The sequence below is a fragment of the Photorhabdus sp. HUG-39 genome (genome assembly GCF_963878365.1).
Taxonomy (GTDB): Bacteria; Pseudomonadota; Gammaproteobacteria; order Enterobacterales; family Enterobacteriaceae; genus Photorhabdus; species Photorhabdus kayaii.
This window is the reverse complement of record NZ_CAWNWY010000031.1, coordinates 34,845-60,968: the sequence shown is the minus strand read 5'-3', so window position 1 is coordinate 60,968 and position 26,124 is coordinate 34,845. Positions and strand designations below refer to the sequence as shown.

Sequence of the window (26,124 nt, the reverse complement as noted above, 5' to 3'; positions counted from 1 at the left end):
AAACGGTGGTCGCTTGTCACCACCGTATTTGCTCTTATTTGTATGAATTCATAATTAACTCACCCCAACAAAACATTAATTAATAATGGATCATAGTATCGTGCATGAGCATAAATTATGATTGACTTAAATACCATGTTTATAATTTTGTTATTTGTTGATTATGACCCTCAACTTAACGCCAGTTACCTCATCAATGTAGGCTGCCGTGGCACCCAGAATAGTTAATTGCGCATTAGAAATTAGAGATTTTGATATTGCGGGCTGAACGATAGCAACACCTAACTTAAAATCTGAATATCTGGCAATTTTGGCTAGGTAAATTAAGTCTTCAAATTTACCTTTGTCTATTCGGGATGTTTTTCCCTGATTAAGTCTTGTGCGCTCTCTTTCTATTAAACGTAAAATTAGCCCCTCTTTATCTGCAAACCATTTAATGCTTTTTTCAGCTTGACCAGCGACTTGATAAACATCGTCAACTCTACCACCTGGAGTAGCCACCCCATTTTGTTTTGAGCAATATTTGCAATGAAATAGATCTATAACTAGTTTTCTATTATCAATGTTTTTTATGGCTACAATATCCGCAACTTCACCAGCACCATCATCGTCAAAAATAAAATCATAAGATTCTTTTATTTTCTGAATTGTATGGTATTGGATTGAATGAGTTATTTTTGAATGAGTCTGAGATTCAACAGAGATATCAACTCCATCCCAATCCCAGACTTCAGTATTATTAATATCATATTTGTATACATATTCTTCATTAGGATAATATCTGAATCCACCATCAATAATTGATGTGTCACACATGAAAATTGTTGGAGGGTATTCATTGAAAAATTCAGATAATTGAAAAGTCTGCTCTCCAAATGTAATGTCAAGGCTATCTTGCAAAGTGAAAGTAACCTCTCCTAGAGAAGTTATTTTTGCAGTTATAGGACTGAGACCATATTGAGTTTTTAAAAAAAGATTTAATAATTTTTTGTCTGATTTTTGATGTTCCGCCGGAATTAGTTCACAGTTAATCAAATTTTCTTCCCAGTCTTTTGATTTAACAGTAACTTTTGCTTCATTTTTTCTAAGTAGTTCTACCGGCCATTCAACAGAAAGAGGTGCTATGTCTGGGTATTCTAACAATTCTTCTGTTTGCATTGCCGTTTTCATGACTTTATTTGTATCGATAGAGTCATCTAGTATTTTCGAACCAATATTGTCACACCAAGTAATCCATTTATCTAATGAATCGCTATCCATTGCCCATACTTTTCCCTTATATGAGCAACCGATGCTGACTAATTCCCCATTCTCGTATCCCTTCCCAAATATATTGGATTTAGTGGCTCTATTTGCTTCTATATCAGGTATCTGGTCATTAATTTCGGTTCCTGTGTGCATTGAATAACGAAGACCTTTTTTGTTTTTATTTAAGCCTACATTTTGTAGTTTTAACCGTTTAAGTCCTGCCAAAGATCTAAAAACATGCTCTCCTTTGACTTGTAATGCATTGTCTGCAACTAACTTAACTAGCCTTTTAACTAGCCCATCTTTTGCGGAGGAATGTATGAATAGCAGGCCGGATTGCTGGTTATAGTAAGCAATGTATAGATCCCATGACTCATCAAATAACTCTTTAGAACTGGCCCATCCTACTGGTAAGAAGGATTTGACAGAGAAAATTAAAATATTTCTCTCGTTGTTCAGAACTGAATCCATTACTTGAAATTGTTTATTTGCAAACTGCAGAAAGCGGTCGGGCTTCCAAGTTGCCAAGAGCATTTTGTACACTGTTGTACTAATGCTTGGAGTTAATCCTAAATCAAGAAGGTTGCTTTCTTTGGGAAATCCTGATCGAAATTCTTGATATTCTTTTTCATCTTTAATTTTCCGATAGCTTATATCGCTTATTACACTATTCCAGTCTGAATCTTCTTTATATAATTCTTCAAGACTTTCGTTAACATTGGGATTTGCTATATTTGCGACAAATTTAGCATCACCTACATTTTTAGCTGTTCGGGTGAAACGCCCTGTAAATTGGAGCATAATATTTATACTTTTATGCGGATCATGAATAGCTGATATTTTTAGCTGCGGAAGATCAAAGCCTTCTCCCAGCATGTCGACGCATACTATAATCTTATGCTCTCTATTTTTTATGGCTTTTAAAACGTCAGATTTTTTCTTTGTCTTACTGTTTATCAAGACAGGTTTTAAATCCATTTCTTTAGCATAAATTTCAAATATATCCTTAGCTCTCTTTATTGTGCTCGCTCTTGCCATTACTATATGGTCTAAGCCAGCTCTCAAGTCATCCCTTAGTAATTTTATCGCTTTTTCAGCGATCGCTTTATCAGATTTTTCTTCGATAAATTCTCTGACAGGATGAAATTTAATGGGTTTGAAGTAACCGTCATCTTGCGCTTTTTTTAGAGGATAATTAAATATAATCTTTCCTTCAACTCTAGAACCATCATTTCTGAACGGAGTTGCTGTAAATTGAAAAATAGACTTGTTTTTAAATTGAGATTTAACACTTGCCCAAGTCTTAGCCGTGATATGATGCGCCTCATCGACTATGAGGTGAGAGCAAGTTTCAGTCAATTTAACAAAGAACTCATGTTTGAACTTGGATAGTGCTGCTACTGATGCGACAATAACATTTGACGTTAGTATTTCTTTTAAGTCATTGATGTTGTCAACACCGTGCTTGATTGTAGCAACAATAGGATTAAAAATATCTTCTTTTATTAAACCAAGTTGTCTGAGTAGGCCCAACTGTATAAACTTATTTTTAGTTTGTTCTCGCAGCGCATCAGAGGGAACAATCACTAGAGTTTTCTTGAAATGACCAGCTACAACTATAGATAAAATGGTTTCTGTTTTACCTGTTCCTGTTGGCATCACTATAGTTGCTGCTGACATATCGTCAGAACGTTCGTAACCTAATGCTGCATGGATGCCTCCAATTTGTGGAGGTCTAAGACCATTGATACCAGCTGTTAAATTTTCTTCTTTAAAAAGAAAATTTGAGTTACACCAAGATGCATGGATTGATTCGGGGGAGTGATGCTCAGTATCGAGAGGTAGCCATGTCACTGTACTGTCTTTCACTTTGTTTTCTATTAACAGTCCCATTACATTATTTCCATTTTAGTTCAACTCGAATTTGGTTAAATTACGATCAGTGACGTTACCACTACAATGGTTTTTTTTCTATTAAGTGGCTCTAAAAAATATAGAATTAGAACATGTCAAAGTGAGCTTCAACAATCCTGCGATGATGAGTGGGTATCTGCAGAAACTGGAGATGGCTTTTTACGTATAACATAGGTGTGTCGCTAAGATAGTGAGAATATTGATGTTGCTCAACATCTTTAGATCGGTCTTAGATTTGCACCGAACTGGCATCAATAGAGTAGACTTGAGTGGAGAGTTTATGAACGTCTGTGTTTCACCATTTGATCTTCCAAAGACGTCCATAAACTTCCATAACTACCTGAAAAAAAATTATTTAGTTTTTAAGTCTATAATTGTCCATTCGTATCCGTTGACATCCATGATATTTGGGGGTCAAATTGGGGGTCAGTTCTTTTCGATAATGAGTTGACCCCCAAATTATGCCTTTAACAGACATGGAAGCTCGTGCGGCAAAGCCCCGTGAAAAAGAATACAAATTTACTGATGTACAAGGTTTGTATCTGCTCATTAAACCCAGTGGCTCAAAACGCTGGTATCTGAAATATCGGTTTACGGGTAAAGAAAGCCGGATTGCTTTAGGTGCATATCCTCAAGTAACACTGGGGAAAGCTAGAGAGCAACGCGATAGTATTAAGATAATGATCCGCAATGGCATCAATCCCAGTAAAAAAAGAGAAGTAGAAAAACAAGAAGCGATTGCCGAAACCTTAACTTTTGAAAAAGTGGCTAGAGATTGGCACAGTAGTAATAAGCGTTGGTCAACAACGCATTCAGAACGAGTATTAGGGGATCTCCGACGTAATGTTTTCTCTGCGATTGGAACTCGCTTCCAGACAACACAAAGGATTACTGCTATTATGCGCTATACGGTACAGAATGGCCTGATGGCTCGCAATCCTGCTCAAGGTCTCAAAGGTGCGTTGGCGACACGTAAATCAACTCATCGTTCTGCTCTTCCTCTTAAAGATTATCCGATTTTCTTACTCGTCTTGAACACCATAAGGGACGTCACTTAACTATTTTAGCTGTCCGACTGACTCTATATATGTTTATTCGTTCCAGTGAACTCGGCTTTGCGCGCTGGAGAGAAGTTGATCTGGATAAAGCACTGTGGACAATTCCAGCAGAAAGAGAGCCTATTGATGGTGTTAAACATTCTCATCGAGGTTCAAAGATGCGAACGATATATTTTGTACCTTTATCCCATCAAGCTCTTGAATTACTAAAACAGATTAAAAAATTATCTGGAGATAATGAGTTAATTTTTCCGGGTGATCATCACATCACTACAAACTGGTTGAGTTCCCTCAACTGATTTACTATTTGGCGCGGTTATTTAGTACAGCCCTTAAATTTAAATCTACCTCCGTAACAGTTATAATTGCAAATTAAAGATTCAATTAAAATGGAGTTTGTATGGAAAACGAAATAAATAAGCTTCTAATAGAGCGAGAATTTTTACGTTATAAAGCAGAGCTTGATAAAATAAAAGAAGAGAACTTGCGTTTACAGCAGTTAGTGGTTGACCGCATTGATTTAGCTAAGTCAGAAATTACAGAGTCAGCTATTAATAAAACAATGGGGGTTCTTGAACATACGAAAAAATGGTTAGTAGTTGTATTCTTTGTAACAGGTTTTTTTATTTTTGCAGCAAGTTTTTTTGGTGTAAAAAGTATAATTGACAATCTGACAGTATATTATACTGATAAAGTCAATAATTGGTTAAGGTTTGATAATGATAATAGTGGGGGAAGAAAGGTGTTAGAGGAAATAAGGACTAGGGCATTGTTGGATTCCTATAGTATTCGTTTATCCCGTGAAGGAAATAACACTCCGTTCTCCATTAGGCTTACAGGTTCTGAAACGGAAAGATTAATGGCAATTGTTCTTGAACCTAAGACATCAGATTCTGATTTTATTGATGCTTTAAATATTATTATTGCAAGTAAGAGTTTTTTAGGGCGGAAATTTATTAGAGATGATATTAACACGCAAAATATTTCTGATATTGTTGGTAATCCAAATTTTAGTGAAACAAAAAGAGGTGTGGTTTTTGATAAATTAAGTTGGAATCGTTCGCTGTTACGTTGGTCTCTGTCAATTCTTGATAACCCGAATATCTCATATAGTGAAAGTATGCTGATGGCAGCTTTTGATAATGTTAGGCATTTTGATGAGAAAAGGGCTAAGGAGTTTGCAATGGAAAATATTGATAAGTTTGAATCCGATCTGAATAAAGTCACATTGGCAAAATATTTGATGCAAATTGATTTTGCAGATGCAAACTCCAAAATCAACGAATTGATAGTATATTTAAAAACGAATAGAAATAGTGCTTTTTTTACTGTTGGTTATGAGTCTATAGTGTTTTATAAGCTGAATAACTGGTTGGCTCGTAATGATAGCTTCACTCAGCGTTTAGCAGAGTATCTTTCGGCGCAAATAGAAAATGGGTTGAAGATTTCATTTGATGAAATCCAAGATAAAGGTAAGAAGCTTTATTTTAATCTTGAAAATAGCTTATCGGCAATTGAACATTCTGATAAATTATTTGGGAATGAAAAGCTTGTTAATGCGGTCATTAAAATAAAACCAATTGATTATCAACGATTGGCTACTATGGTTGATTTTTTTCAGAAAAATGATAATGGTATTTGGCTTACAACATTGATGCTTAAGCCAAGCAAGGATATGCTGATTCAATTTAAAGATGATTCATTTCTTAATGCCCATGAATATTTGTCTGATATATGGATAAAGAAAGAAAAGATACTCGGGAAGGAAACTCTTTTGGCTGTTTGGAGAGATAGCATTGGCATTATAAGGAGTGAGGAAATAAAAAGAGTGAAATCCTTAAATGATACTTATTTTTATGTTTCTTTTGATAAGAAAGTCTTGAGGGAATACTCTCAAGATTATGTTTATGACGAATTTGATAGACTGTGATTTCCTTATATAACCCGAATTCTGCTTAAGCCGTCATTGAGAAATCTTCTTCTGAGTAGAAAACTTTCAGTGATGGCTTCTTCAATTTAAGGCAGTAAGCAATCAATCCACCTAAAACGCACAACAGAAAACCTTTTATACTTCGGTGGCGGGAATGCTCTATTTGAGAAATAGTTTTTAATTGCCCATTAATCGTTTCAATGATAAAACGCTTTGACAACATTATCTTATCCCACTCAGCTTGCAGGTGAGCTTTCATATTTCGGCGCTTTTGGGTGATGAAAGTGAGCCCCGCTTTAGCTAAGTCGTCAGCCAATTCCTGACTGAGATAACCTTTATCGCCGTACAGAGAACCCGTTAATTCTGTTGTTAATTCGCGAACAGGTTCCCGATCATCCACATTACCCGCAGTCACTTTAAGCGCGAGAATTTCACCCTGATGATTGACAACCAGGTGTAATTTGAAACCGTAAAACCAGCCCATTGAATTTTTTCCGCGCCTGGCTATCCCTGCGAAGACCTTATGTCGAGGGATGCGAATGTTATGGCAGACACTCAAACGGGTGGAATCAATAAAAGCAATGCCTGTGGGTTTCCCTTTTAATTGAGTCAGATAGCTGCATAATGGCACCAAAACGGAAGGAGCCACACTGACAAAACGAGGATAGCTAAGCAAGGTTGGAAAATCCTTATGGTGATATTTCCAAATATGTTCTAGATAAAAATGTTTAAAATCACGGTAATGCGACATATGAAAAAGGATCAAAATGGTCATGATTTCACTGGGAGACATGTGACCTTGTCGGCGGCGTAAACGATGCCCGCTATCGAGACAAAATTGTTCCCATTGAGGGATGAAAAAACGGCAAAAATCATCGACATCACAGAAAATTTCAACTAAGTTGTCCATAGCCTGTTCCCCCTCGGAGCTGTTTTTGGTGTGCACCAAAACTTTGCTCCTGGAACAGGCTTCTCGTCAATTTCTTATCCAGAATTCGGGTTATATAGGATATCTCAATAGAACAATGGGATATCCTATGGTTAATCATATTTAATTAACCTGAACTTCGCTTAAGCAGGGAACTAAAGCGCCTGAGGTACGATCAAATTTTGCTAAAGAAAACAAAATCGTGGAGATCCTCAGGCTATGGTTACTTTAGAAGAACTTTAGGGGGTATTCTTAACATGGTGGCAAGCTCCGTTTGGTAAACGCAACTTAATTAAAACAAAGTGCCGGATAAAAAATCAGCATTTTGTCAATAATCTGTTTACTCATTTCGTTATTCGTTTTTTGATCATTCCACCTTGGAGTTATTGTAAATGATGATATGTTCCCACTGGCAACTCCTTGGCTACATCACGAAACCAAGGCAAACCATGCCATACCGCTGGATCGCCAATTATGAAAATGTGTTTTTTTGCTCGGGTGAGCGCAACGTTTAACAGATTAGGCTTGCTGGCAGCCCATTTTGCGCCGCCATCATTATTTTCGTCGCAGCCTAGGACAAAAATGACAATATCGTTTTCTTTGCCCTGAAAAGTATGCACTGTACCAATACAATTTTTTTGCCATACGTTGAGTTCTTTTCGTGTCATCAATGGCATAGATTGCCGCCAGGTAGCCAGATCACGCTTTCCTAATAATTCACACAGTGCTGACTTAACTGCTTTGAACGGTGTAATAACATAAATCGAATGAAGAGAAACATTTGCAACAAGCAGTTGGTCCAATAACTTGAGCAAATCTTTACCGTGGCTGTCACGATATTGTTTTTCACCTGTCCCTCCAACCGATGCCAGCCAATGGTTTTCCAGAATGTTGTTCATAGGTTGGCAGCGAATCTTGTCAGCATCAAGCCCATGAATCATGCGGCCATTGTAGGCCATCTTATTAGCCAAACTGAACATTGGTTCAATACAACGACGGTGTACCCACAATGGAATACCTAGCCAGATCAGGTTGTTCATGACTTCTAATTCACATCCCCAATGATTGACGCGATCAGCAACCTGTTGCACTGAAAGTAATCCCGGATTCCAGTCTTTAGCCTTTTCATTCAGAGCATCTAGGCAAAGACGTTCAACCAACGGCGGAGGGGTCGTAAATACCGGTTCAATCTGCAAAGGGTCTCCAACAACCAGTACCCGTTTTGCACGCCAGAGTCCCCCGACAGCTTGTTGTGGAGGTGCTTGGCCGGCTTCATCGATCATTAACCAGCCAAGTTCTTCGCTTTCCACTCCGTGGAACATGCGCCCTATAGATGCGAAAGTTGTGGATAATACGGGCACAAACATAAACAGCGTTTGCCACCAGCGTATAGGCGTGATTTTGGAATGAGGTTGTGCTAAAAAAGCCGCGAGATTAAATATTATGAAGTCTCTAAAACGAGGTACTCCTAGTGCTTCATAAAGCCAAGCCTGATGAAGTTCCATCGCTGTGATAAATAATGCGGAACGTTGACGATTTATCTGTGCGTTCTGCCAAAGGGCCGTTCGTTGTAATGTTGCATCAGTGATAGGTTGGTTGATATCTGGCAATGTGATATCGGAAAACTGCTGCTTCAAAGTTTGTAGAGAACGATGGTCATTCACCCGCTGTTGGATAATTTTTTCGATATTCTGTTGTAAGGTTCGCTTTTTTTCAATTATGTCATTAACTGACTTGCGTTGTTCCGCAACACGCTGGGCTTGTTCGGCTTGCAATCTCATCAGTCTTAATACTTCGTGTTGTGCACACTGCAACGTTTCTTTATACACATGCACTCGCTTGCGATTCATCAGACGCATTAGCCATCCTGGTGCATCACTTTCGATAATTTTTTGTTGCTGTTCCGCATGTTGGAGCTGTTTTCCTAATACATCTTGCTCTGTTTTCACCTGTTCCAGCCTGTTAAGCTGTGTTTCGTACAGTCCTTCTATTTGCTTCAACTTCAGTGATAACGTGTCGAATGAATCGTTATGCTGTTTTTCTATCAGATGCACAAACATTTCTAGTTGCTGTTGAAGTTTTTTTGTCTTTTCCAGACATACGAGGAAACGTTTTTTAGCGGTGGCGAAAGAGATGGGGTTGTGATAGTGCCTCCAGCGCCAAAGACTGAGAAAGTTCTCTTCAGCGGGACGAGAGGCTTCAGTTGGGGTGTCGCGTAAAAAATGTTCATCAAAAAATAAGCGATCAGAAAATTTAGTCCGGTTTGGTTTGTTGCCCAAAGCAGCGGAAATGATCCCCCAGCATTGTTTCTCTTCCTTCAATGGACGATAGAGGTGATAGGTTCTAACTTTTCCCTGACTATTTTTACTTTTTTTATGTTCGCGCTTCGGGCGGTTCTCGGCAGCTATCTGGTTTGCGGTTGGTGCTAAATAGTCAAGCGATTGGAATTCTTCAGCCAATGATTTCTTTTGCGGCAATTCTTTTGATATGTTTTCTGCTGCGGCGTTGTTGGATGACGCAATGACCATTTCGAAACCAGTGAGTGCATTCACAATAAAACCGGAATTGTCCAGCGTGTCATCAACTTTTTGATAACGCGTAAGTATCTTCGCTCGTTCAACAATGTTATGTGCTATTAGATCGCGCAGAAGCGTTGTTTTTCCAGTTCCCGGAGGGCCGTTGACGGAAAGCAGCCCACCATCAGCGAGCTCTTCTATCGCCGTATTAATAGCAAATTGCTGCATTAGCGACATGGCATGTTTGGGATCGGAAGGCCAGCGTCCATGAGGCATCTTCGCTGGATGGAGTTTACTGATGATGGAGGCAAGCCCGTCTTGTGAATAAAGGTCTGGATTCCTGGGGACACTATGATGAGAAAGATATGCTCTGAGAGCTTTGCATCTATCTCCTCGTTTTAGGGCCGTAATAGCGTATTCAATGTCCTCAAAGAAAAAACTATTTAAAATAGGAAGTGCAAAGGTTTTATCATTAGCGCTGACTTCTTCTTCAATTTCATCGCTATTTTCTTGTGATGCTTCTGTACAGTCGCCATTTCCCTCCATCCAGTCTATTTGTAAAGCATATTGCCATTGGGGTTCAAAATCTGCCCAACTCACCAGATGTGTCGTCAACAGTGTTAAAATATCATTTGCTTTTAAAATACCGGGGCCATTTTCTCGTATTGGCTTCAGAGAGACGCTAAAGTTGCCGAGGGTATTTTTAAGATGCTCGCAACTGGCTGAAAATACCTTCGTATTAAGCTGTTCAAAACGTTCATCACGCAGGTGCCCTAAAGCCCAAGGAAGAGAACTCACTGAAAATTTATCCAGAGCAGGGTTTCCTTCCGTGCCTAATGGAATTTTGGCAAAGCAGGTTGTTCCTTCTTTATCCAGCCGTTGCTCAAATTCTTCTGCATAATACCCTTCATCTGGACCAAACACCGCTTGGCTGATCGCGTTAGCGATAGCTTTATCAAACAAACCGACGTACAAGTTGTATAAGACTTTTTGATCGGGAATATCATGTTGTTGACGGAGTTCTGACGAAAGCCAGGGTAGTGCCTTATCTCCCAGCTGATAGAGTGTTTTAAGCGGAATTAGTAAGCTTTTATCTTTTTTTTCAAGTGTATAAGGTTGGAAGAACTCTATACGTTGCCAGGTACGGAGAATATCATTCGAAAGGGAAATTGCGGCCATCATAGCTCTTTGAATTATCTAATAAATGCCTTGAATGATAAGAGTACAGCAATCAATATGGGTTTTGTAGGCGTTTGGCTTAAGCGTTATGACATACGTCACAGTCTGGTAACAAAGCCCCCCATACTTTATTCATCTTCCTTATCACGAAGCACTATTCGGGAATGCTAGCTACAAGATAGGTTAAGTGTCGTATATTTGCTGTGATGAAGAAATAGCCAGAGGAGAACAGCAAATTAAATGGATGATTTAACAAAATTATTCCCTGATGTTGCGGATGCGAGAGCATCTTCACTTCGATAAAAATGAGCCCCAAAATGAAGCCTAATGTTCGTCAAATCGAGACCGCAAAGCCTAAATAACGTTAACTTTACCTAAGAACAGCAATTATAAGCATCACATAAATTCAAGCTCGGCTTTTTGGGTTGGAAGGTATAAACAATTAATCCCGAAACAACCTTTAACAAAAAGCCGAACATATTAAGCCGCACTGGAAAAGAGAACCAACACGTTACATTAGATTCCTGCTTAACACACTACACACATTGGTTTACCTGAAACGGGTTCGGGGTGAATTTCCGCTTCAATGCTGAATACCTGCTGTAATAATTTCGGTGTCATAACTTCCTCGGGTGAGCCTTGGGCGACAACCTGCCCTTGAGAAAGTAGTACCAGATGGTCACAGTACCGGCTAGCCTGATTGAGGTCATGAAGTACGGTCACGACCGTTTTTCCTTCGTTGTTCAGCTCACGCAGCAGCTTCATCAATTCCACCTGATGGTTGATGTCAAGATACGTAGTAGGTTCGTCGAGTAGCACCAACGGCGTATCTTGGGCCAAAACCATCGCCAGAAAAGCACGCTGGCGCTGCCCGCCTGAAAGGTCGGCAACGCGTTTATCGGCAAGATGGCTAATCTGCGTTTTTTCCATTGCTTGTTGTATAAGATGATGATCATGAGGTGCTAAACGCCCCCAAAATGTCAGCCAAGGGCTACGTCCGTATGCAACCAGTTCATGGACGGCGATCCCTTTTGGTGTGAGAGGGTGTTGCGGTAAAAGCGCCAGATGTCTGGCGAGCTTGCGTGAGGAAAAGTGCGCTAAAGGTTCACTATCTATTGTTATCTTTCCAGATAATGGTGTTAATAGCCGCGAAAAGCATTTCAGTAATGTTGATTTCCCGCAGCCGTTAGGGCCGAGCAACGCCGTGATTTTCCCGGTCGGGAGGGTGAGCGACAGGTCATTCAGAATGCGTTTCTCCCCGTAGCCCGCAGATAACTTTTCCGTAGCCAGTTCCATTTAACGTGTCCTCACTAAAAGCCAGAAGAAATAAGGAGCGCCAATGATGGCGGTCAGTACGCCAGCAGGCAATTCCATTGGTGGAGCTATGGTCCTTGCCAGCAAATCGGCTAGCAGCAGAACCTGTGCACCCATAAGCATGGATGCTGGTATAAGCCAGCGATGTCGTCCTCCCACAAGTCTGCGAACGAGATGGGGTACCACGAGGCTGATAAAGCCAATCGGACCGCAAACGGCGACGCCTGTTGCGGCGAGCGCGACTGCCAGCATTAATCCCCAGGATTGTACGTGTAGGAGCGAGACGCCCAGTGTGCTGGCGCTGTCATCACCGAGTGCCAGCAAATCTAAATCGCGACAAAAGCGTAGGCTGAGCGGTATCAGTATCATCAATACCGGCAGGGCTATAGCCACAAACTGCCAGTCGCGTCCCCACAGACTGCCCGTCAGCCACAAAAGCGCATTGTTGATATCTTGTGGGCGTGAGAGCATGAGGTAATCGGTGATGCTTGTCCAGGTAGCTGAAAGTGCCACGCCAACCAGTGCAAGGCGCAGTGGCGAAGAGGGACCGGCAATCGCCCGCAGCAGGATTAGCGCGGCTATTCCACCGCAAAAAGCGAGTAGCGGAAGCCACTGCACCGACAGAGAAGGGAAAAGTATCAGCGCACTTACCGACGCCAGGCTTGCTGCATGATTTACCCCCAGTACATCGGGGGAGGCCAGTGGATTACGAACAATCCCTTGGACCAAGACGCCGGAGAGCGCCAGTGCAGCGCCTACAGTGATGGCGAGTAAAATACGTGGTAGACGGTACTGCGTTAGCACAAAGTGGTGTTTGTCACCGGGTTGCCAGCCGCTTATTAAAGCGTCCCAGGGAAGTGGTTGCGTGCCCATGCGTAGCGCTAGCACCAGCGTAACTGCCAGCAACACGACTAAAAGTAAGATAACCTGACGATTCATGTTCGCTTCCTTGCTAGCCAGACAAAGCAAGGGGCACCAATCAGCGCCAGTACCGCACCTGCCGGGAGTTCTCCTGGCCAGGCCAGTGAACGGGCCAGTAAATCCGCAAGTAGCATAAATACCGCTCCCAGCAACATGCACATTGGCAGTGTGCGGCGCAGATCGTAGCCAACCCAGAACCGCGCCAGATGGGGCATTAGCAGACCAATAAACACGATTGGTCCCGCTACACTGACGCAGGCCCCTACCAGAATCAGTACTGCCAGACTGACGAAGATGCGCAGTCGCGTCAGGTTCACGCCAAGCGTATGGGCACTGACATCGCCAGCGTTGAGCAGATTAAGTGATTTCACCAGCAACAAAACTACAGGTACAGTGACCACCACGAAAGGGAATAGCTGCCAGAATTCAGGCCAGCGGACATGGGAGACTCCACCCGCCAGCCAATAGAAAATGCCGTAAGCATGATCTTCGGCAAGCAGTAGCGTAATACGTGTTAGTGCCATACATAAGGCAGATAAGGCAATGCCCGCCAGAATTAGTTGGTTGCGATCGTATTTTTGCTGCCAGCTACCACTTGCGGCCATCACCATCATCCAGCTAATGGCACCGCCGCAAGCTGCCACCAAAGAAATGGAATATCCGGCCAGCGGTGCCGGGCTGAAAGCGCTGGTCAGCGCCATAGCCAGTGCTGCTCCACTGTTAATGCCCAGTAAGGAGGGTGAGGCCAGCGGATTATGAGTGAGCGTCTGGAGTAGTGCGCCGGACAATGCCAGAGCTGCGCCAAGCAGAATAGCAACCAGACTGCGTGGTAGCCGCAGATTGATAACCAGCGCTTCAGGCAATGTCGGTGTATGACCTGGCACCAGCGCCTTAAGTGCGCTAATGGCGGGAATGGGAATAGCGGAGTAGCAAAACAGGCTTAGCCAGAACGCACTAAACAGGGCAACCAGCGGCAATCCCCAGCGCCAGACCGCATGGTGATGGCGTCTCATGGTGTTTCATTAACGGGTTGATGATGGAAGATTTTTACCGCATCACTGCCAATGCGTTCAGCGGCAAATATCCCGCGCATACGAGCCCAAGTATTGCTATCTACCGCTGTTATCTGATGCTTGTGCTGTGCTGTCATCATCTGCCACAGCGTATCTTGCTGCCAGCGCTTCACGATGCTTTCTTGGCGATAGTGGGCGACGATAAGCCAGTCAGGATTGAGTGCCAGTAACTGCTCTAAGTTGAGAGAAGCCATTGCTGCATGATTAACTGGCGCCGGAACTTTCAGCCCTAATGCCGTTAAGACGCTGCCGGTATAAGTATCGCTGGAGTGCAGGTTAAATTGCTGTTCGCGCGAGGTGCCAAAAACCACACTGACGCCTTGTGGCAACTGACTGGCATAGCCTTTCATGCGTTCACGGTGTTCTGCCAGCCGTTGTTGCATCTCACTCTCTTTCCCCATGATTTTGCCGATGATCGCGGCAGATTGCAGGTTTTCTTCGTAGGTTTCGTTGCGGGACTTTAGCAGTAGGACGGGCGCGATGCCTTTGAGCGCCCGATAAATCCCCGCGTGGCGTTGGCTGTCTGCAATGATGAGATCAGGTTTTAACGCGCTGATGGCTTCAAGGCTTGGCTGAGCGCGAGTGCCCGTTGATTGCCAGGGTTTAATACGCTGGCGAACATCCGTGAGGATGCGCTGCGGATCATTATCATCGGCAATACCTACCGGGCTGATATTGATGGCGGCCAATGCATCAACAAACGATAATTCCAGCACAACGACGCGCTGGGGAACGGTATTGAGGGTAAAACTGCCCTGCTCATCCTGTACCGTGACCGCAATGGCATGGGGCAGGCTGGTGAAGAAGAGCAAAACGATAAACATTACGTGAATCGGTGCAAGCATAACTTAGCTCCAGAAATAGCAAAGCCGGGCAATAGCCCGGCGAGCGGATGAGTGTAACATCAGAATTTTAGCGAACCCAGCATATAGAACGTACGTGGCTGCCCGGCGTAGAGACCTTTGTTATTATCATCATAGGAACGGGTGTAATACTCGTGGTCAAAGATGTTTTTCACCCCAAAGGCCAGACTCAGATTAGCCATTTGTGGACCGAAGTCATACGCCACGCGCGTATCCCACAGCATAAAGCCCGGAATACGGCCGGTGCTTCCATTGGCGCTTTCCTGCACGGTATTAGCGTTATCAGCAAACTGGCTGGATTGGGATGCGCTGTTGAGGTTGAAAGTCCAGCTACCCGGTTTGTAATCTATGCCAAATGCACCTTTATGTTTCGGTGAGAACGGCACTTGATTCCCGTAGCTGTCACCTTCTTCACGAATTTCTGCGTTGACATACGTGTAACTGGCGTAAACCGAAACGTTATTCAGCTTGGGCGTAAGTTCGGAAAGATCGTAACGTGCCTGAGTTTCCAGTCCTGTGTGTCGGGTTTTCCCACGTGCCGTAACGGTATCATTAGTCTGGTTGGAGTCGTACTGATTGTTGAAGTTAATCAGGAACAGCCCCATTTCCGCTGCCAATGCGCCGTCATCGTAGCGAGTTCCAACTTCCCAAGTTCGCGCCTTTTCAGGTTCTACATTGCCGCTTTTCACAGCCTTGCCAATTTGGCTGTACTGTACGGTACCGAATGAGCCTTCCGTATTGGCGTAAAGATTCCAGCTATCAGTAATATGATAAAGAACATTGAGTGCAGGCAGCGGCGCATCGTAACTTACTTCTTGGCGGGTGCCTTTCACATTGTTGTTTTGGAAGGATTTGATATGTTCGAATCGTATTCCAGGCGTGATGGTCCAGTTGCCGATATCAATGCGGTCGTCAATATACCAAGCATGAGCCTCGGTGCCGGAGCGAGTATTACGGTCATAAGGGCTTGATGTGCTGGGTAATTCGCCGCTGCTGGTGGCGGTGTAGTAACGCATTTCGTGACTGGATTCATTCACATAACGGTAGCCAATCCCTACTTCGTGGGCTGAAGGACCTAAATTGAAGAGCTGGCTATAGTGTGGTTCGATGCTGCGCACCCAATATTCTCGCGGGGAAAGGGTAATGCGCTTGCCCTGCTCAAGATAACCGCTGCGCAAGGTATGAGTGTATAAGCCCTGAATATTGAATTTGTGCTGCTGGTCGGGTTGATACTGATAGCTGAGACTTGCGAGCTGACGGCGGCCCCAGAAGCGGTCATATGGGCGAGTGGATTGCCAGCGATTGGCATCGTAATCGGCGCGTGAAAGGCCACCGGGCATATCCGCACTGCCATCGTAATATTGCAGTAGGCTGTTGAAGGTATGCACTTCATTGGGTGCATAGCGGCTTTTGAGCATCACGTCGTCAATGTGCGTGGCGCTGTGCTCGCGCCAGTCGCTGCCGCGTGTGCCGGAGTAGAGAAGCGCTGTGCCGAAACCATTATCTGCCGTACCGCCAATCATCAGATTATTGGTCTCTTTTGGATTATTTTGTGAGGATGTGGGGCTAAGTTGTCCTTCCACACTGGCATCAATACCAAAATCCTGCGGGATAGCGCGGGTCACGAAATTCACCACACCACCTACGCTTTGTGGCCCGTAGCGTACAGCGCCGCCGCCGCGTACCACGTCTATTGCGTCCATATTGCCGAGAGATACTGGCGCTAATGATAGCTGTGGCTGTCCATAAGGCGCGTAGGGTACCGGAACGCCGTCCATCAGAACCGTAGAGCGGCTGGCGAGACGTGGGTTCAGGCCACGAATGCCAAAGTTCATCGCCAGGTCGTGGCTGCCGGTACCGTTGTTTTCCGGTGCGTTGACGCCGGGAATGCGGTTCAGCACTTCACGCATTGTGGTTGCGCCTGTTTTAGCAAAATCTTCTCGGCGGATGACATCACGTGCGCCTGCATGTTCAAACACGTCAGCTTCACGGGCACTCCCTAGCCAGTCGCCTACTACGGTCAGCACGTCTTTCTGCGCAACAGGGGCAGGTTCGAGTGTGAACGTGTTATTGCCCAATGTTTTCACCTGCAAATCAGTGCCGACCAGCAAGGTGTTCAGTCCATCGGTGATGGAGTAATTGCCGTGTAGACCGCTACTCTGTTTGCCGCGGGTTAAGCTGGCATCTACTGAAAGGGTAATACCGGCGTGGGTGGAGTACTGATTAAGGACTTTATCCAGTTCGCCCGCATTAATGTCATAGTGTGCGCTAGTTGGCTCTACCGCAGCATACGTTATCCCTGAGGTTAGGCAAGCCACCGGTAACAGGCTCAAACGAATCGCCATTACCAGCGGTGTTGCTTTGTGAAGCGCGCGCAGTGGCTGTGCACGTAAAGGCATCATAACGTCTCCGTAATCATTTTGTTGCTGTATTCATTTATGAAGTCGAACGAGGAAACAAAAAGGACAATTGAAAATGATTATTTTTTACGTTAATGATTTTTCTGCGGGCAGAACATTCACCCAGAAACGGGTAATGTATTGAATCTTAACGGGAAGTGTTTTCTCTATGACGGTTAATATCGTATCGGTGTTTTTCATCGGGAAAGTGCCGCTTAACCGTAGCGAGGCGACGGCTGGGTCGCAGCGTAATATACCGCTTCGATAGCGGGAGAGGGTTGCTATCACTTCATTCAGTGGTTTATCGCTGAAACTTAGTACACCCTGCGTCCATGCGTTGTCTTCGGCGGTTGCCGCGGTCAGTTCACCAAAATCGGTGGAGCTGAATCTTAGACTTTCTCCCTGACGCACAATACATTTACGGTCGGCACCGGTCAGTATCACCTCTACGGCATGTTGCTGCACGCTGAGTAGTGTGGCGTTGGCTTCCTGACGAACCGTAAATTTGGTGCCTAGCGCAGTCAGTTGTGCATGACGGGTTTGTACACGCAACAGCTTTGCTTCGGTATCATGCCCGGTAGTGATGGCAATTTCGCCGTACCAGAGATGTATCAGACGTTGTTGAGGAGTAAAATGGACATCTACGGCACTGTCGGTATTAAGTGTAAGCAGTGTGCCATCGCTCAGTCGATGATGCTGAATATCCCCTTTAGTAGTATGGTAATCGGCCCGCAGGCCTTCTCCCACCTCCGAACACCACAGTTGCCAGCCACCGCCAGCTCCTAGTAGTAACAGTATGCCTTTCATCACCTTGCGTCGTGACAGGTAAGTTTCCTGAAGTGCGTGGCTTGCCACATTACCTGGCACTACAAGCATCTGGTTGCGCAGATTTTCCACTTGCTGCCATGCCCACTGATGATCCTGATGCTGTTCGTACCAGCGCTGCCATTTTTCAGTTTGCAGCGGGCTTACCTGATCGCTATTCAGTATCGCATACCAGTGTGATGCTGATTTTAATGCCTGGCGGCGAGAATGGGTTAACATGGTGTCCATATCAGAGTCCATGCTCCAGACGAAACAGCAGGCAGTGCTCGGTGGCTTTGGCCATATATTTTTTCACGGAACTGACGGACACATTGAGGCGTGAAGCAATGTCGCTATAGGTCAAATTTTCAAGCTGAGACAATAAAAATGCTTGGCGCATTTTGCTGCTCAGGCCATCGATCATCTGGTCGATTTGCTGGAGTGTTTCAAGTTGACACTGACGGATCTCAGGCGAGGGCATAAATGCCTCGGGCCGTTGCGCCAGCAGTTCCAGATAGGCGTTTTCCAGCGCGTTGCGGCGAAACAGATCGATCATCACTCTTTTGGCGATCGTGCAGAGGAAAGATTTTTGGTCGCGAATGGCTTGCAGCGAGTCGCCGGCCATCACACGCAGGAAGGTATCCTGCGCTACGTCGTCGGCGTCAAAGGACGATTGCAGTTTGCGAGTGAGCCAGTTTTTCAGCCAGCCATGATGCTCGCCGTAAAGCGATTCAAGTGTTAGCTCAGCGGAAACAACAATGTGGTCAGACATAACCTATAACATCAAAAGTCAATAATCACGGCATCATCTTAATGTGAGAATGGTTATCATTACAATCATTACTAAGGTTTTTTATTTCATATTGATATGATTCGAGTCGGTGTAGTCGGGAGACTTATCACTCATTCAAGTAAATACGCCTTATCCTAAACGTGATAAAACAGGTATTAAGAAAAGCCATTTTTGTCTATCAGTGTGGTTTTAGAATCTGGAAAAAGAGGCAAGTGTACTATGTGTAACAGCCCGCGTTTAAAATCCAGCGGACTCGCATTTATCCGTTTTTTCGGCTCAAATTAATTGCAAATGAAATTCATCATATCGGCAACCTAACCGCCAACATTCTGTCGCGCGAACCGGAACAAGCTGATTGTTAAACAATGCCCTGATTTTCCTATGAAAAGGACGCAACCAAAAGGAGCAACAGATCCCGGTTGGGAAAGCATCAGTTGGGAAGAAGCTATGGCCACGCTTGCTTCGCAATTAGAAAAATTCAAAAAGGAAAATGGTGCTGAATCTGTCTCTTTTTCAGTAACATTTGAATCATGAATACTTCAAACTGATTTCTGCATATATTGCTAAAAAGTAGCGAATCCTTGAAATTACCAAATAGGGCATCACAAGATGAGGATTCAACAAATACCAGTCATAGAGTATAAGGATATTTCTGTTGGCCATTTTGAAGTCGGCCAGTTTATACTCAAATATTCCCCAGGAGGCCAGGCAGAAAATAAAACGAAATAGATACAGAGATAGATATGGATATGAGATTGTTGGAAAATTTGAATCATGAATGCTTCAAACATGACTTCTGCATATATTGCTAAAAAGTAACGAATCCTTGAAATTACCAAATAGGGCATCACAATATGAAGATTCAACAAGTACCAGTCATGGAGTATAAGGATATTTCTACTGGCCATTTTGAAGTCAGCCAGTTTATTGAAATTTTGAAAAAGTTCGGACATATTCACATCACCAATATTATTGATCCTGCTTTTGCCATTGGATCCGTACATCTAAAGCGTGTTGCTCAGCAATTATTTTATCTACCTGACGAAATTAAAATGCAGTTTTATATTGGTAACTCTGACGGTCATCGAGGATACGTTCCGGTTACTGAGAAAGGACAATATGCAGACGAAAAGGATCGAGTGTACGAGGCGCTTGATATCGGCCCCGCAGGTGGTGCGCCTGGGTGGATTCTGAGCGGAGAAAATCGCTATCCAAGACAGGTTTTAAACGCAAGCGAGGTTATCGATAGGTATTTTGATTTTTCGCTTTCACTCGGGCGTTTGATCACTTCTGCGCTCATATCACATTACAGCCATCATGAAATCAACATTGTTGATGCAACCTGTAATCCAGCGAGCCAGCTCCGACTGATTCATTATCTTTCGCATGAGCCAGAAGAAATCCAACAGGCGTCCAGCATGGGTGCCCATACAGACTATGAGTTTTTCACTCTTTTATTGCAGGATTCTCCGGGACTGTTCTATAGAATGAATAATAACGAGCCTTGGCAGGCCATACCTGCAATGAAAAACTCTCTATTACTAATTGCGGGCGATGTACTGGAAGTACTTTCAAATGGAGAAATTCGCTCACTTATTCACCGGGTGTTGGCTAATGGTGACGAACGATATAGTTTCGCATTCTTTATGAACTTTAACCCTGATATACACTTAAAACGGCCAGGCAAACCTGATTTTAATATTGGTAATCATCTGATTTCACAACTGACTCGGGATTTCCCATATCTTCGCAGCAAAATAAGTGCAACTTATAACCCCGTATTTGAGGAGAGCACAAAGTGAGGAGGTTTGAAAATAAACGAGTGGTTGTAACTGGCGGGGCAAGCGGGATAGGAGAAGCTACCGCAAGGCGGTTTGCATCAGAGGGCGCGAGAGTTGCTGTCATTGATTTAAACGAGATGCCACTTATAGACGAAACATATATTAAGTATGGGGGCGAACTTTTTCTTGTCTGCAATATTTGTTGTGAAAAGTCTGTAGCAAACTCATTTGCGACCATTCGTGAATGCTGGGGTGGAATCGATATTCTCGTCAATAATGCTGGGATTAGCATTCGACACCAAAGCTTCAGGAGCATCTCTTCTGAGGCATGGAATAAGGTAATTAATACTAACCTTAATGGACTATTTAACATTAGTAAAGCGGCACTAGATATCATGCATGAGGGGGTAATTGTTAATACTGCATCTGTAAATGCTTTAGGGGCGTTTCCACACTATGCGGACTATAATGCATCAAAGGGCGCTATTGTTTCACTCACTCGCACAATGGCTATCGAGCTCGCCCCCAAAATCCGTGTTGTCTCAATATCTCCCGGCGCAGTCCTTACTCCCATGCAACTTGCTGAATATACCCCTGAAATGATTGAAGAGGTGAACAAGGGTATCCCCCTTGGAAGGCATGCCAGACCGGAAGAAATTGCTGCGATGACCGCATTCCTTTGCTCAGATGAAGCTGCATTTATAACTGGACAGAATTTTATAATTGATGGTGGAGAAACTGCCAAATGATCATTCTTGAAAAGTCGATAGACACGGTTGATGTTTCTGGATAGGGGGATAAAGTACGAGAGTGCGCAAGTTCTTTTAATCCTTTTCTGTAATTTTATCACTTGTGGGGTAGCTCTTATGTCTTATGTCTGGTCTGCGTCTTAATGGCCTTGATATAGGTTATATGTATGGATTGATGGCTGCATTGTGTATATCGGCAGCCATAATCATCACTGAGAATCTTTCCCGGCTTCTTGGTGTGAGTCGTTTTACCCTTGTTTTTTGGCAGTTGCTGGCGGGTACATTCATTATGAGTTACTGGCCAGTAACTCATGGGGTCAGTGGTATGTTTGAGAAGCATGAGATCGTGGCAGTACTGTTCGCTGGTGTCTTCGTTTCAAGCTGTGTGTCTGTTCATTCAGGTGACATGGCAACGTAGAATCACCGACACTCAAACGGCTCTTATTTTAACATGGACCTGGTGTTTGCTGCCCAGTTTCGGGTCCAGTGGAAGAACCTCCAGATCTGTAAACTTGTGAATGCTACGAATTGTCAGTGCACTTAAATGTGTTCAAAACGCGGTAGATTGTCGCTTCGCCTAGCTTGAACTCCTTGGCTAATTGACCAATCGTGGCTCCAGACTGACGACGTAGATAAATGTCATTTCGTATACTTTTTGATAGCTTTAAATTTGATCAAGTCGTTCGATTCGTTTATATTGTTTGAATCATACCATTATTCAATGAGGGGATTATTATGGATGCTCTTTCTGCCAATGAAGCCAAAACCCAGTTTGGCGACATGCTACTCAAAGCACAACGTGCCCCAATTCAAATAAATAAAAACGGAAAACCCGTCGCGGTGGTTATCTCAATGGATGAGTACGAAGGTATTGAAACACTCCGGTTAAAATTATTACAGTCAAGAGCGGCACAGGCCAGCGTTGATATTGAATCCGGTAACACCGCCGATGGTGAAGCTTTTTTTAATGAACTGAGATCAGGTCTGTACGATTAGATATTAAGGAGAAAAAAATGTCTGTAGCCGGGCTGAGTGCAGAACAATTACAGCGGGTGTAGCGTATACACGACTATACTACCCGTTTTCCTCTTACCGAAACTGGCAATACGCAATTACTGAAAACGTGTTACGACTATATGGGTATATTCAAACAAGTGATAGACAGTACATCAACTGCCCAACTGGATGATATCTGCCAGCAATACACCGGGTTTTTCCGATTCGCCAAACTGATGGAAATGCTGGCTCAGGGTATTGCTGAGGGCATTATCGACGCTCCCAGGGATCATTAACCATAATGGACATACCAAACTACCGCTTAACGCCTGATGCACAGGCCGATTTTATCGAAATCCGCCGTTTTACTGTACAGCAATGGGGTAAGATGCAATCGGAAAAATACCTGTTAGAACTTCAACAAACCTTTCGTTTGCTGGCTGTTACCCCTGCTCTGGGGAGAAGCAGGCCGGACGTGGGAGCGGAAGTATTGAGTTTCCCTCATGCCAGTCATGTTATTTATTACATAATCCATGAACGGCAACCCTTTATATTTGGTGTACTGCACAAACGAATGGTGCCCGCAAATCATCTGGACGGACGCGGGATGATTTGACTGTTTGGCCTCATTGAATCCGGGACTTACAATGGAAAATATCAAGCGTATTCACTTATTATCCAGTACAGAAATCGAAGAATTCTATACCCGCTTAACTTGAAGATGCAGGATTCAGAACCTGGAAGTTGTCATTAATACGGCACGACAGGTTCCCGGCAAGTTCCGGTAATATTTCCGTAAAAAAGCGATGTATTGCCTGCCGGAACAAGGCCGTCGAGGCGAAATAATGGTTATTTCTGACCTGTTCATTCATCACCTTCCACAGCCTTTCTATCGGGTTCAGATTCGGGCTGTATGGCGGTAAGTCATGAAGGTCGATATTCATCACATAAGCCCAGTCTTTCACCAACTTACTCCGGTGGTAACCGGCTCCGTCAAGGATAATATGAACCTTGATAGGTTTCACGCAGGGTAATGAAGAACTCGGCGATGTGATAACTGTCGATACGGTCATATTCGCACACCACCGTTTTACTGATATCGGCCAGATTCAGGGCACCCATCAGGTTCAGACGGGTACGGCTGTCCATTGTTTTCACCGCATTTTCTGGCCTTTGCGCATCCAGCCATAAGCGAGTTTCGTCCCCTGCGTGGGATGGACGCTATCAATGAACAGGATGGGCTCATGGTCTCCGGCTTCCTGCTTCAGTTTCCTGTAGGCTTCCATAAAGGCCCGTTGCTGTTCCGCATTGAACTTGTGTGGCACGCCGGTCGGTTTTTTATAGCTGAAGCCATTGTGGTGCAGCCATTTGTTCATGCCGGGAACGGTGTAACTGATATCCCACCCTTCTTTGACAAGACGGATAACCGCCTGTGTAGTGGGCAGAAGATTGGCGGTCAGATAAGCGATAAGTTCCTGGGTCTGTGTTTCGCTGAGATGGCTCTGAGAGCCGCCATTTTAGGGTTTCAGTTTGCGGTGATTAAGGTAATCGCTGATATGATGGTTAACGGTCGTTTCATGAAGACGCAGGGCCTGAGCGATCATCACTGAACTCCAGCCCTCAGAGGCCAGCAGAACCGCTTTTATGCGATCACACTCCCTCTTATCACGGCAGGTGTGATGGAGGTGTTCAAGTTCGGCTTTTTGTTCATCGGTAATGAATATTTTCATGACTGATACAATGATCCTCACTTTGGGGAAAGTCAAGCAGTTTCAATGAGTACGGGTATATTTGTTTTTGTTAAGGAGGAAAATGGAATGAAAGCGATATCAAAAATTAAACGCTCGCATATCATGAGGTCTATACACTCAAAAAGCACAAAGCCAGAAATCATTGTCGGAAAAATCCTAAACAATCTTGAGATTAATCACATCTCCCAATGTGAAAAAATATATGGCAAACCAGATTTTGTGTGTGTCGAGCATAAGGCCGCCATACTTGTTAATGGCTGTTTTTGGCACAGTCATTCGTGCCACATGTTTAGGCCGCCAAAATCTACAAGTGAATATTGGACCAAAAAGCTCAAAAATAATATAGAAAGGGATATGCGTGTTATATCTAATTTAAACAATCTTGGTTATAGGGTTCTGGTTGTATGGGAGTGTGCATTGTTAGGGAAGAAAAAACTGGACAGCATTATTTTGCAGGATTGTATTGAAGAGTGGATTTTTACAGGTATTAGAAATTGCGAGATAGACTATCAAGGGATTAAACTTATGCAGTCGTTATGCTAGCAAACCTAAACAGTGAAGATCGAGAAATCATCCCTCTCTCCTTTCTTTGACTCATTAAGCTCTTACTTCATCCTTCATTATGGCGTTTTTTATACGGTTTTGCGCACACTTAAATAAACAAAAAAACTATAAAAACAATAAGATAAAAATAAAAAAATTATTTCACAACTTATGTTGTGCACACATCAGGTTTTGTTTATCATGTATAAAAGATCAGGTTAAGGCCGATGAGAACGAGAGTGAAGAAATGACAACAAGCATTACACCAGAAATTAAAAGCGAGAAAATCCATTTACGGATTACTCCATCTCAAAAGGAAATATGGAAAGCTTTAGCTGAGGCGCAAGGTGTAAGTTTAGCAGCATGGATTGAAAATAAAATATCGATGGCATTAGCATCGAATAGTGATATCTTTCAAAAAGAAAAATATAAATTGGTTTCGCTTTTTGCTGGTTGTGGCGGAATGGATTTAGGCTTCTGTGGCGGTTTTTCTGTCTTGAATAAAGAATATAAAAAAACAAAATTTGAAATTATTTGGGCTAATGAATTCAACCCCAATGCAGTAAAAACATATAAGAAAAACTTTTCTCATGATATCGTTGAAGGCGACATATGGGAACTTATCGATTCAACCCCTACAGAATGTGATGTACTGATAGGAGGCTTCCCCTGCCAAGATATATCTATCAATGGTAAAAGAGCTGGCGTAGACGGAAAGCGCAGCGGTTTATATCTTGCTATGGTCGAAGCTGTTAAACGCTCACGACCAAAGATTTTTATTGCTGAAAATGTCAAAGGGCTACTCATGAAGTATAACGAAGAATCTTTAGCCCGTGTTATAAAGGATTTCAGTGAATTGGGTTATAATGTTAGCTATAAACTATATAATTCAGCCAATTTTGGTGTACCCCAAACGAGAGAGCGAGTTTTTATTGTTGGAACATTACATGGAAACCCTTTATTCAAAGAACCTGTTGATATTCTCCATAAAAACGAATGGTTGACTTGTTATGATGCGATTCATGATTTAGAAACCGTTGATGAAGATCGCAATCTTAATCATATTTGGAGTAAGGCTAAAAAAAGCCCAGACCAAGGAAGTAGACGTTTAAAGGAAGATAAGCCATCTCAGACTATAAGAGCGGAATGTCATGGTAATATTCAGTTCCATTATAAATTAGATCGTCGTATTTCGATGCGAGAGGCTGCACGTCTCCAGTCATTTCCTGATAATTTTGTTTTCGAATCGAACTTGAGGGAAACCGAAAGACAGGTTGGAAATGCTGTTCCTCCGGTTTTAGCTTGGCATTTAGCGCAAGCTGTTGAAGAATATCTCGATAAATTATAAACAATATATTTAGAAT

At 43.4% G+C, this 26,124-nt stretch carries 21 protein-coding genes and 2 pseudogenes; 11 read left to right on the top strand and 12 right to left on the bottom strand.

Going from position 1 to position 26,124, the window contains the following annotated elements:
- Positions 1–150: 150 nt before the first annotated feature.
- The gene (locus AAC155_RS18020; protein WP_113043613.1) at positions 151–3,141 is read right to left on the bottom strand and encodes a DEAD/DEAH box helicase; all 2,991 of its coding nucleotides are present in this window, start codon (positions 3,139–3,141) and stop codon (positions 151–153) included.
- A 482-nt stretch (positions 3,142–3,623) separates the two neighbouring features.
- On the opposite strand from AAC155_RS18020, the pseudogene AAC155_RS18015 reads away from it, so the two are divergent.
- Together AAC155_RS18015 and AAC155_RS18005 are read left to right on the top strand one after the other, a co-directional pair.
- Positions 3,624–4,486, top strand: a pseudogene (locus AAC155_RS18015) (tyrosine-type recombinase/integrase); the annotation flags it as partial.
- A gap of 134 nt (positions 4,487–4,620) precedes the next feature.
- Positions 4,621–6,150, top strand: coding sequence for a hypothetical protein (locus AAC155_RS18005; protein WP_113043612.1), 1,530 nt, complete (start codon positions 4,621–4,623; stop codon positions 6,148–6,150).
- 25 nt (positions 6,151–6,175) lie between these two features.
- Here AAC155_RS18005 and AAC155_RS18000 read toward each other — a convergent pair whose 3' ends face one another.
- The 9 genes from AAC155_RS18000 to fecI form a co-directional block, all read right to left on the bottom strand.
- Positions 6,176–7,060 (bottom strand): IS982 family transposase, encoded by an 885-nt coding sequence (locus tag AAC155_RS18000; protein ID WP_113043620.1) that lies wholly within the window; start codon positions 7,058–7,060, stop codon positions 6,176–6,178.
- A 401-nt stretch (positions 7,061–7,461) separates the two neighbouring features.
- Positions 7,462–10,773 (bottom strand): DEAD/DEAH box helicase, encoded by a 3,312-nt coding sequence (locus AAC155_RS17995; protein WP_113043611.1) that lies wholly within the window; start codon positions 10,771–10,773, stop codon positions 7,462–7,464.
- A gap of 528 nt (positions 10,774–11,301) precedes the next feature.
- Entirely contained in the window at positions 11,302–12,069 is a 768-nt protein-coding gene (fecE, locus tag AAC155_RS17990; RefSeq protein WP_113043610.1) for a Fe(3+) dicitrate ABC transporter ATP-binding protein FecE, read from the bottom strand.
- Complete coding sequence (gene fecD, locus AAC155_RS17985) at positions 12,070–13,026, bottom strand: Fe(3+) dicitrate ABC transporter permease subunit FecD (RefSeq protein ID WP_113043609.1); 957 nt, start codon at positions 13,024–13,026, stop codon at positions 12,070–12,072.
- A complete protein-coding gene (gene fecC, locus AAC155_RS17980) occupies positions 13,023–14,021 on the bottom strand; it encodes an iron-dicitrate ABC transporter permease FecC (RefSeq protein WP_113043608.1) in 999 nt (332 codons plus the stop codon). Before fecC ends, fecD begins: the two co-directional genes overlap by 4 nt.
- Positions 14,018–14,926: a Fe(3+) dicitrate ABC transporter substrate-binding protein FecB gene (locus AAC155_RS17975; RefSeq protein ID WP_113043607.1), complete on the bottom strand. Its 909-nt coding sequence runs from the start codon at positions 14,924–14,926 to the stop codon at positions 14,018–14,020. Before AAC155_RS17975 ends, fecC begins: the two co-directional genes overlap by 4 nt.
- Positions 14,927–14,985: 59 nt before the next feature.
- Positions 14,986–17,346: a TonB-dependent Fe(3+) dicitrate receptor FecA gene (gene fecA / locus AAC155_RS17970; protein ID WP_113043606.1), complete on the bottom strand. Its 2,361-nt coding sequence runs from the start codon at positions 17,344–17,346 to the stop codon at positions 14,986–14,988.
- 84 nt (positions 17,347–17,430) lie between these two features.
- A complete protein-coding gene (fecR, locus tag AAC155_RS17965) occupies positions 17,431–18,396 on the bottom strand; it encodes a ferric citrate uptake sigma factor regulator FecR (RefSeq protein ID WP_113043605.1) in 966 nt (321 codons plus the stop codon).
- A gap of 1 nt (position 18,397) precedes the next feature.
- Positions 18,398–18,919, bottom strand: coding sequence for a ferric citrate uptake sigma factor FecI (gene fecI, locus AAC155_RS17960; protein WP_113043604.1), 522 nt, complete (start codon positions 18,917–18,919; stop codon positions 18,398–18,400).
- A 402-nt stretch (positions 18,920–19,321) separates the two neighbouring features.
- Here fecI and AAC155_RS17955 point away from each other — a divergent pair, with 402 nt between their 5' ends.
- The 4 genes from AAC155_RS17955 (at position 19,322) to AAC155_RS17940 (ending at position 21,888) form a co-directional block, all read left to right on the top strand.
- Positions 19,322–19,474 carry a molybdopterin-dependent oxidoreductase gene (locus AAC155_RS17955; protein ID WP_113043603.1) on the top strand — a complete coding sequence of 51 codons (153 nt, stop codon included), beginning with the start codon at positions 19,322–19,324 and terminating at the stop codon, positions 19,472–19,474.
- Between the two features lie 320 nt (positions 19,475–19,794).
- Positions 19,795–20,742 (top strand): 2OG-Fe(II) oxygenase family protein, encoded by a 948-nt coding sequence (locus tag AAC155_RS17950; protein ID WP_113043602.1) that lies wholly within the window; start codon positions 19,795–19,797, stop codon positions 20,740–20,742.
- Positions 20,739–21,470, top strand: a complete 732-nt coding sequence (locus tag AAC155_RS17945; protein ID WP_113043601.1) for an SDR family NAD(P)-dependent oxidoreductase — start codon at positions 20,739–20,741, stop codon at positions 21,468–21,470. The genes AAC155_RS17950 and AAC155_RS17945 overlap by 4 nt, the downstream gene beginning before the upstream one ends.
- A 124-nt stretch (positions 21,471–21,594) precedes the next feature.
- Positions 21,595–21,888, top strand: a complete 294-nt coding sequence (locus tag AAC155_RS17940; RefSeq protein ID WP_113043600.1) for a hypothetical protein — start codon at positions 21,595–21,597, stop codon at positions 21,886–21,888.
- A 103-nt stretch (positions 21,889–21,991) separates the two neighbouring features.
- On the opposite strand, the gene AAC155_RS24555 is transcribed toward AAC155_RS17940, so the two are convergent.
- Positions 21,992–22,108: a helix-turn-helix domain-containing protein gene (locus AAC155_RS24555; RefSeq protein WP_390904684.1), complete on the bottom strand. Its 117-nt coding sequence runs from the start codon at positions 22,106–22,108 to the stop codon at positions 21,992–21,994.
- A gap of 97 nt (positions 22,109–22,205) precedes the next feature.
- Between AAC155_RS24555 and AAC155_RS17935 the strand changes: the two genes are divergently transcribed.
- The 3 genes from AAC155_RS17935 (at position 22,206) to AAC155_RS17925 (ending at position 23,082) form a co-directional block, all read left to right on the top strand.
- The gene (locus AAC155_RS17935; RefSeq protein ID WP_113043599.1) at positions 22,206–22,466 is read left to right on the top strand and encodes a type II toxin-antitoxin system Phd/YefM family antitoxin; all 261 of its coding nucleotides are present in this window, start codon (positions 22,206–22,208) and stop codon (positions 22,464–22,466) included.
- A 140-nt stretch (positions 22,467–22,606) separates the two neighbouring features.
- On the top strand, positions 22,607–22,762 hold the full coding sequence (locus AAC155_RS17930; protein ID WP_315901995.1) for an arylsulfatase: 156 nt from the start codon (positions 22,607–22,609) through the stop codon (positions 22,760–22,762).
- Between the two features lie 5 nt (positions 22,763–22,767).
- Positions 22,768–23,082, top strand: a complete 315-nt coding sequence (locus AAC155_RS17925) for a type II toxin-antitoxin system RelE/ParE family toxin (protein ID WP_113043598.1) — start codon at positions 22,768–22,770, stop codon at positions 23,080–23,082.
- 94 nt (positions 23,083–23,176) lie between these two features.
- Here the strand turns inward: AAC155_RS17925 and AAC155_RS17920 are convergent.
- A pseudogene (locus AAC155_RS17920) lies at positions 23,177–24,196 on the bottom strand (IS630 family transposase).
- Positions 24,197–24,283: 87 nt separating this feature from the next.
- On the opposite strand from AAC155_RS17920, the gene AAC155_RS17915 reads away from it, so the two are divergent.
- Together AAC155_RS17915 and dcm are read left to right on the top strand one after the other, a co-directional pair.
- Positions 24,284–24,760 carry a very short patch repair endonuclease gene (locus tag AAC155_RS17915; RefSeq protein WP_113043597.1) on the top strand — a complete coding sequence of 159 codons (477 nt, stop codon included), beginning with the start codon at positions 24,284–24,286 and terminating at the stop codon, positions 24,758–24,760.
- A 247-nt stretch (positions 24,761–25,007) separates the two neighbouring features.
- On the top strand, positions 25,008–26,108 hold the full coding sequence (gene dcm / locus AAC155_RS17910) for a DNA (cytosine-5-)-methyltransferase (RefSeq protein ID WP_113043596.1): 1,101 nt from the start codon (positions 25,008–25,010) through the stop codon (positions 26,106–26,108).
- The last annotated feature ends 16 nt before the right edge of the window (positions 26,109–26,124 follow it).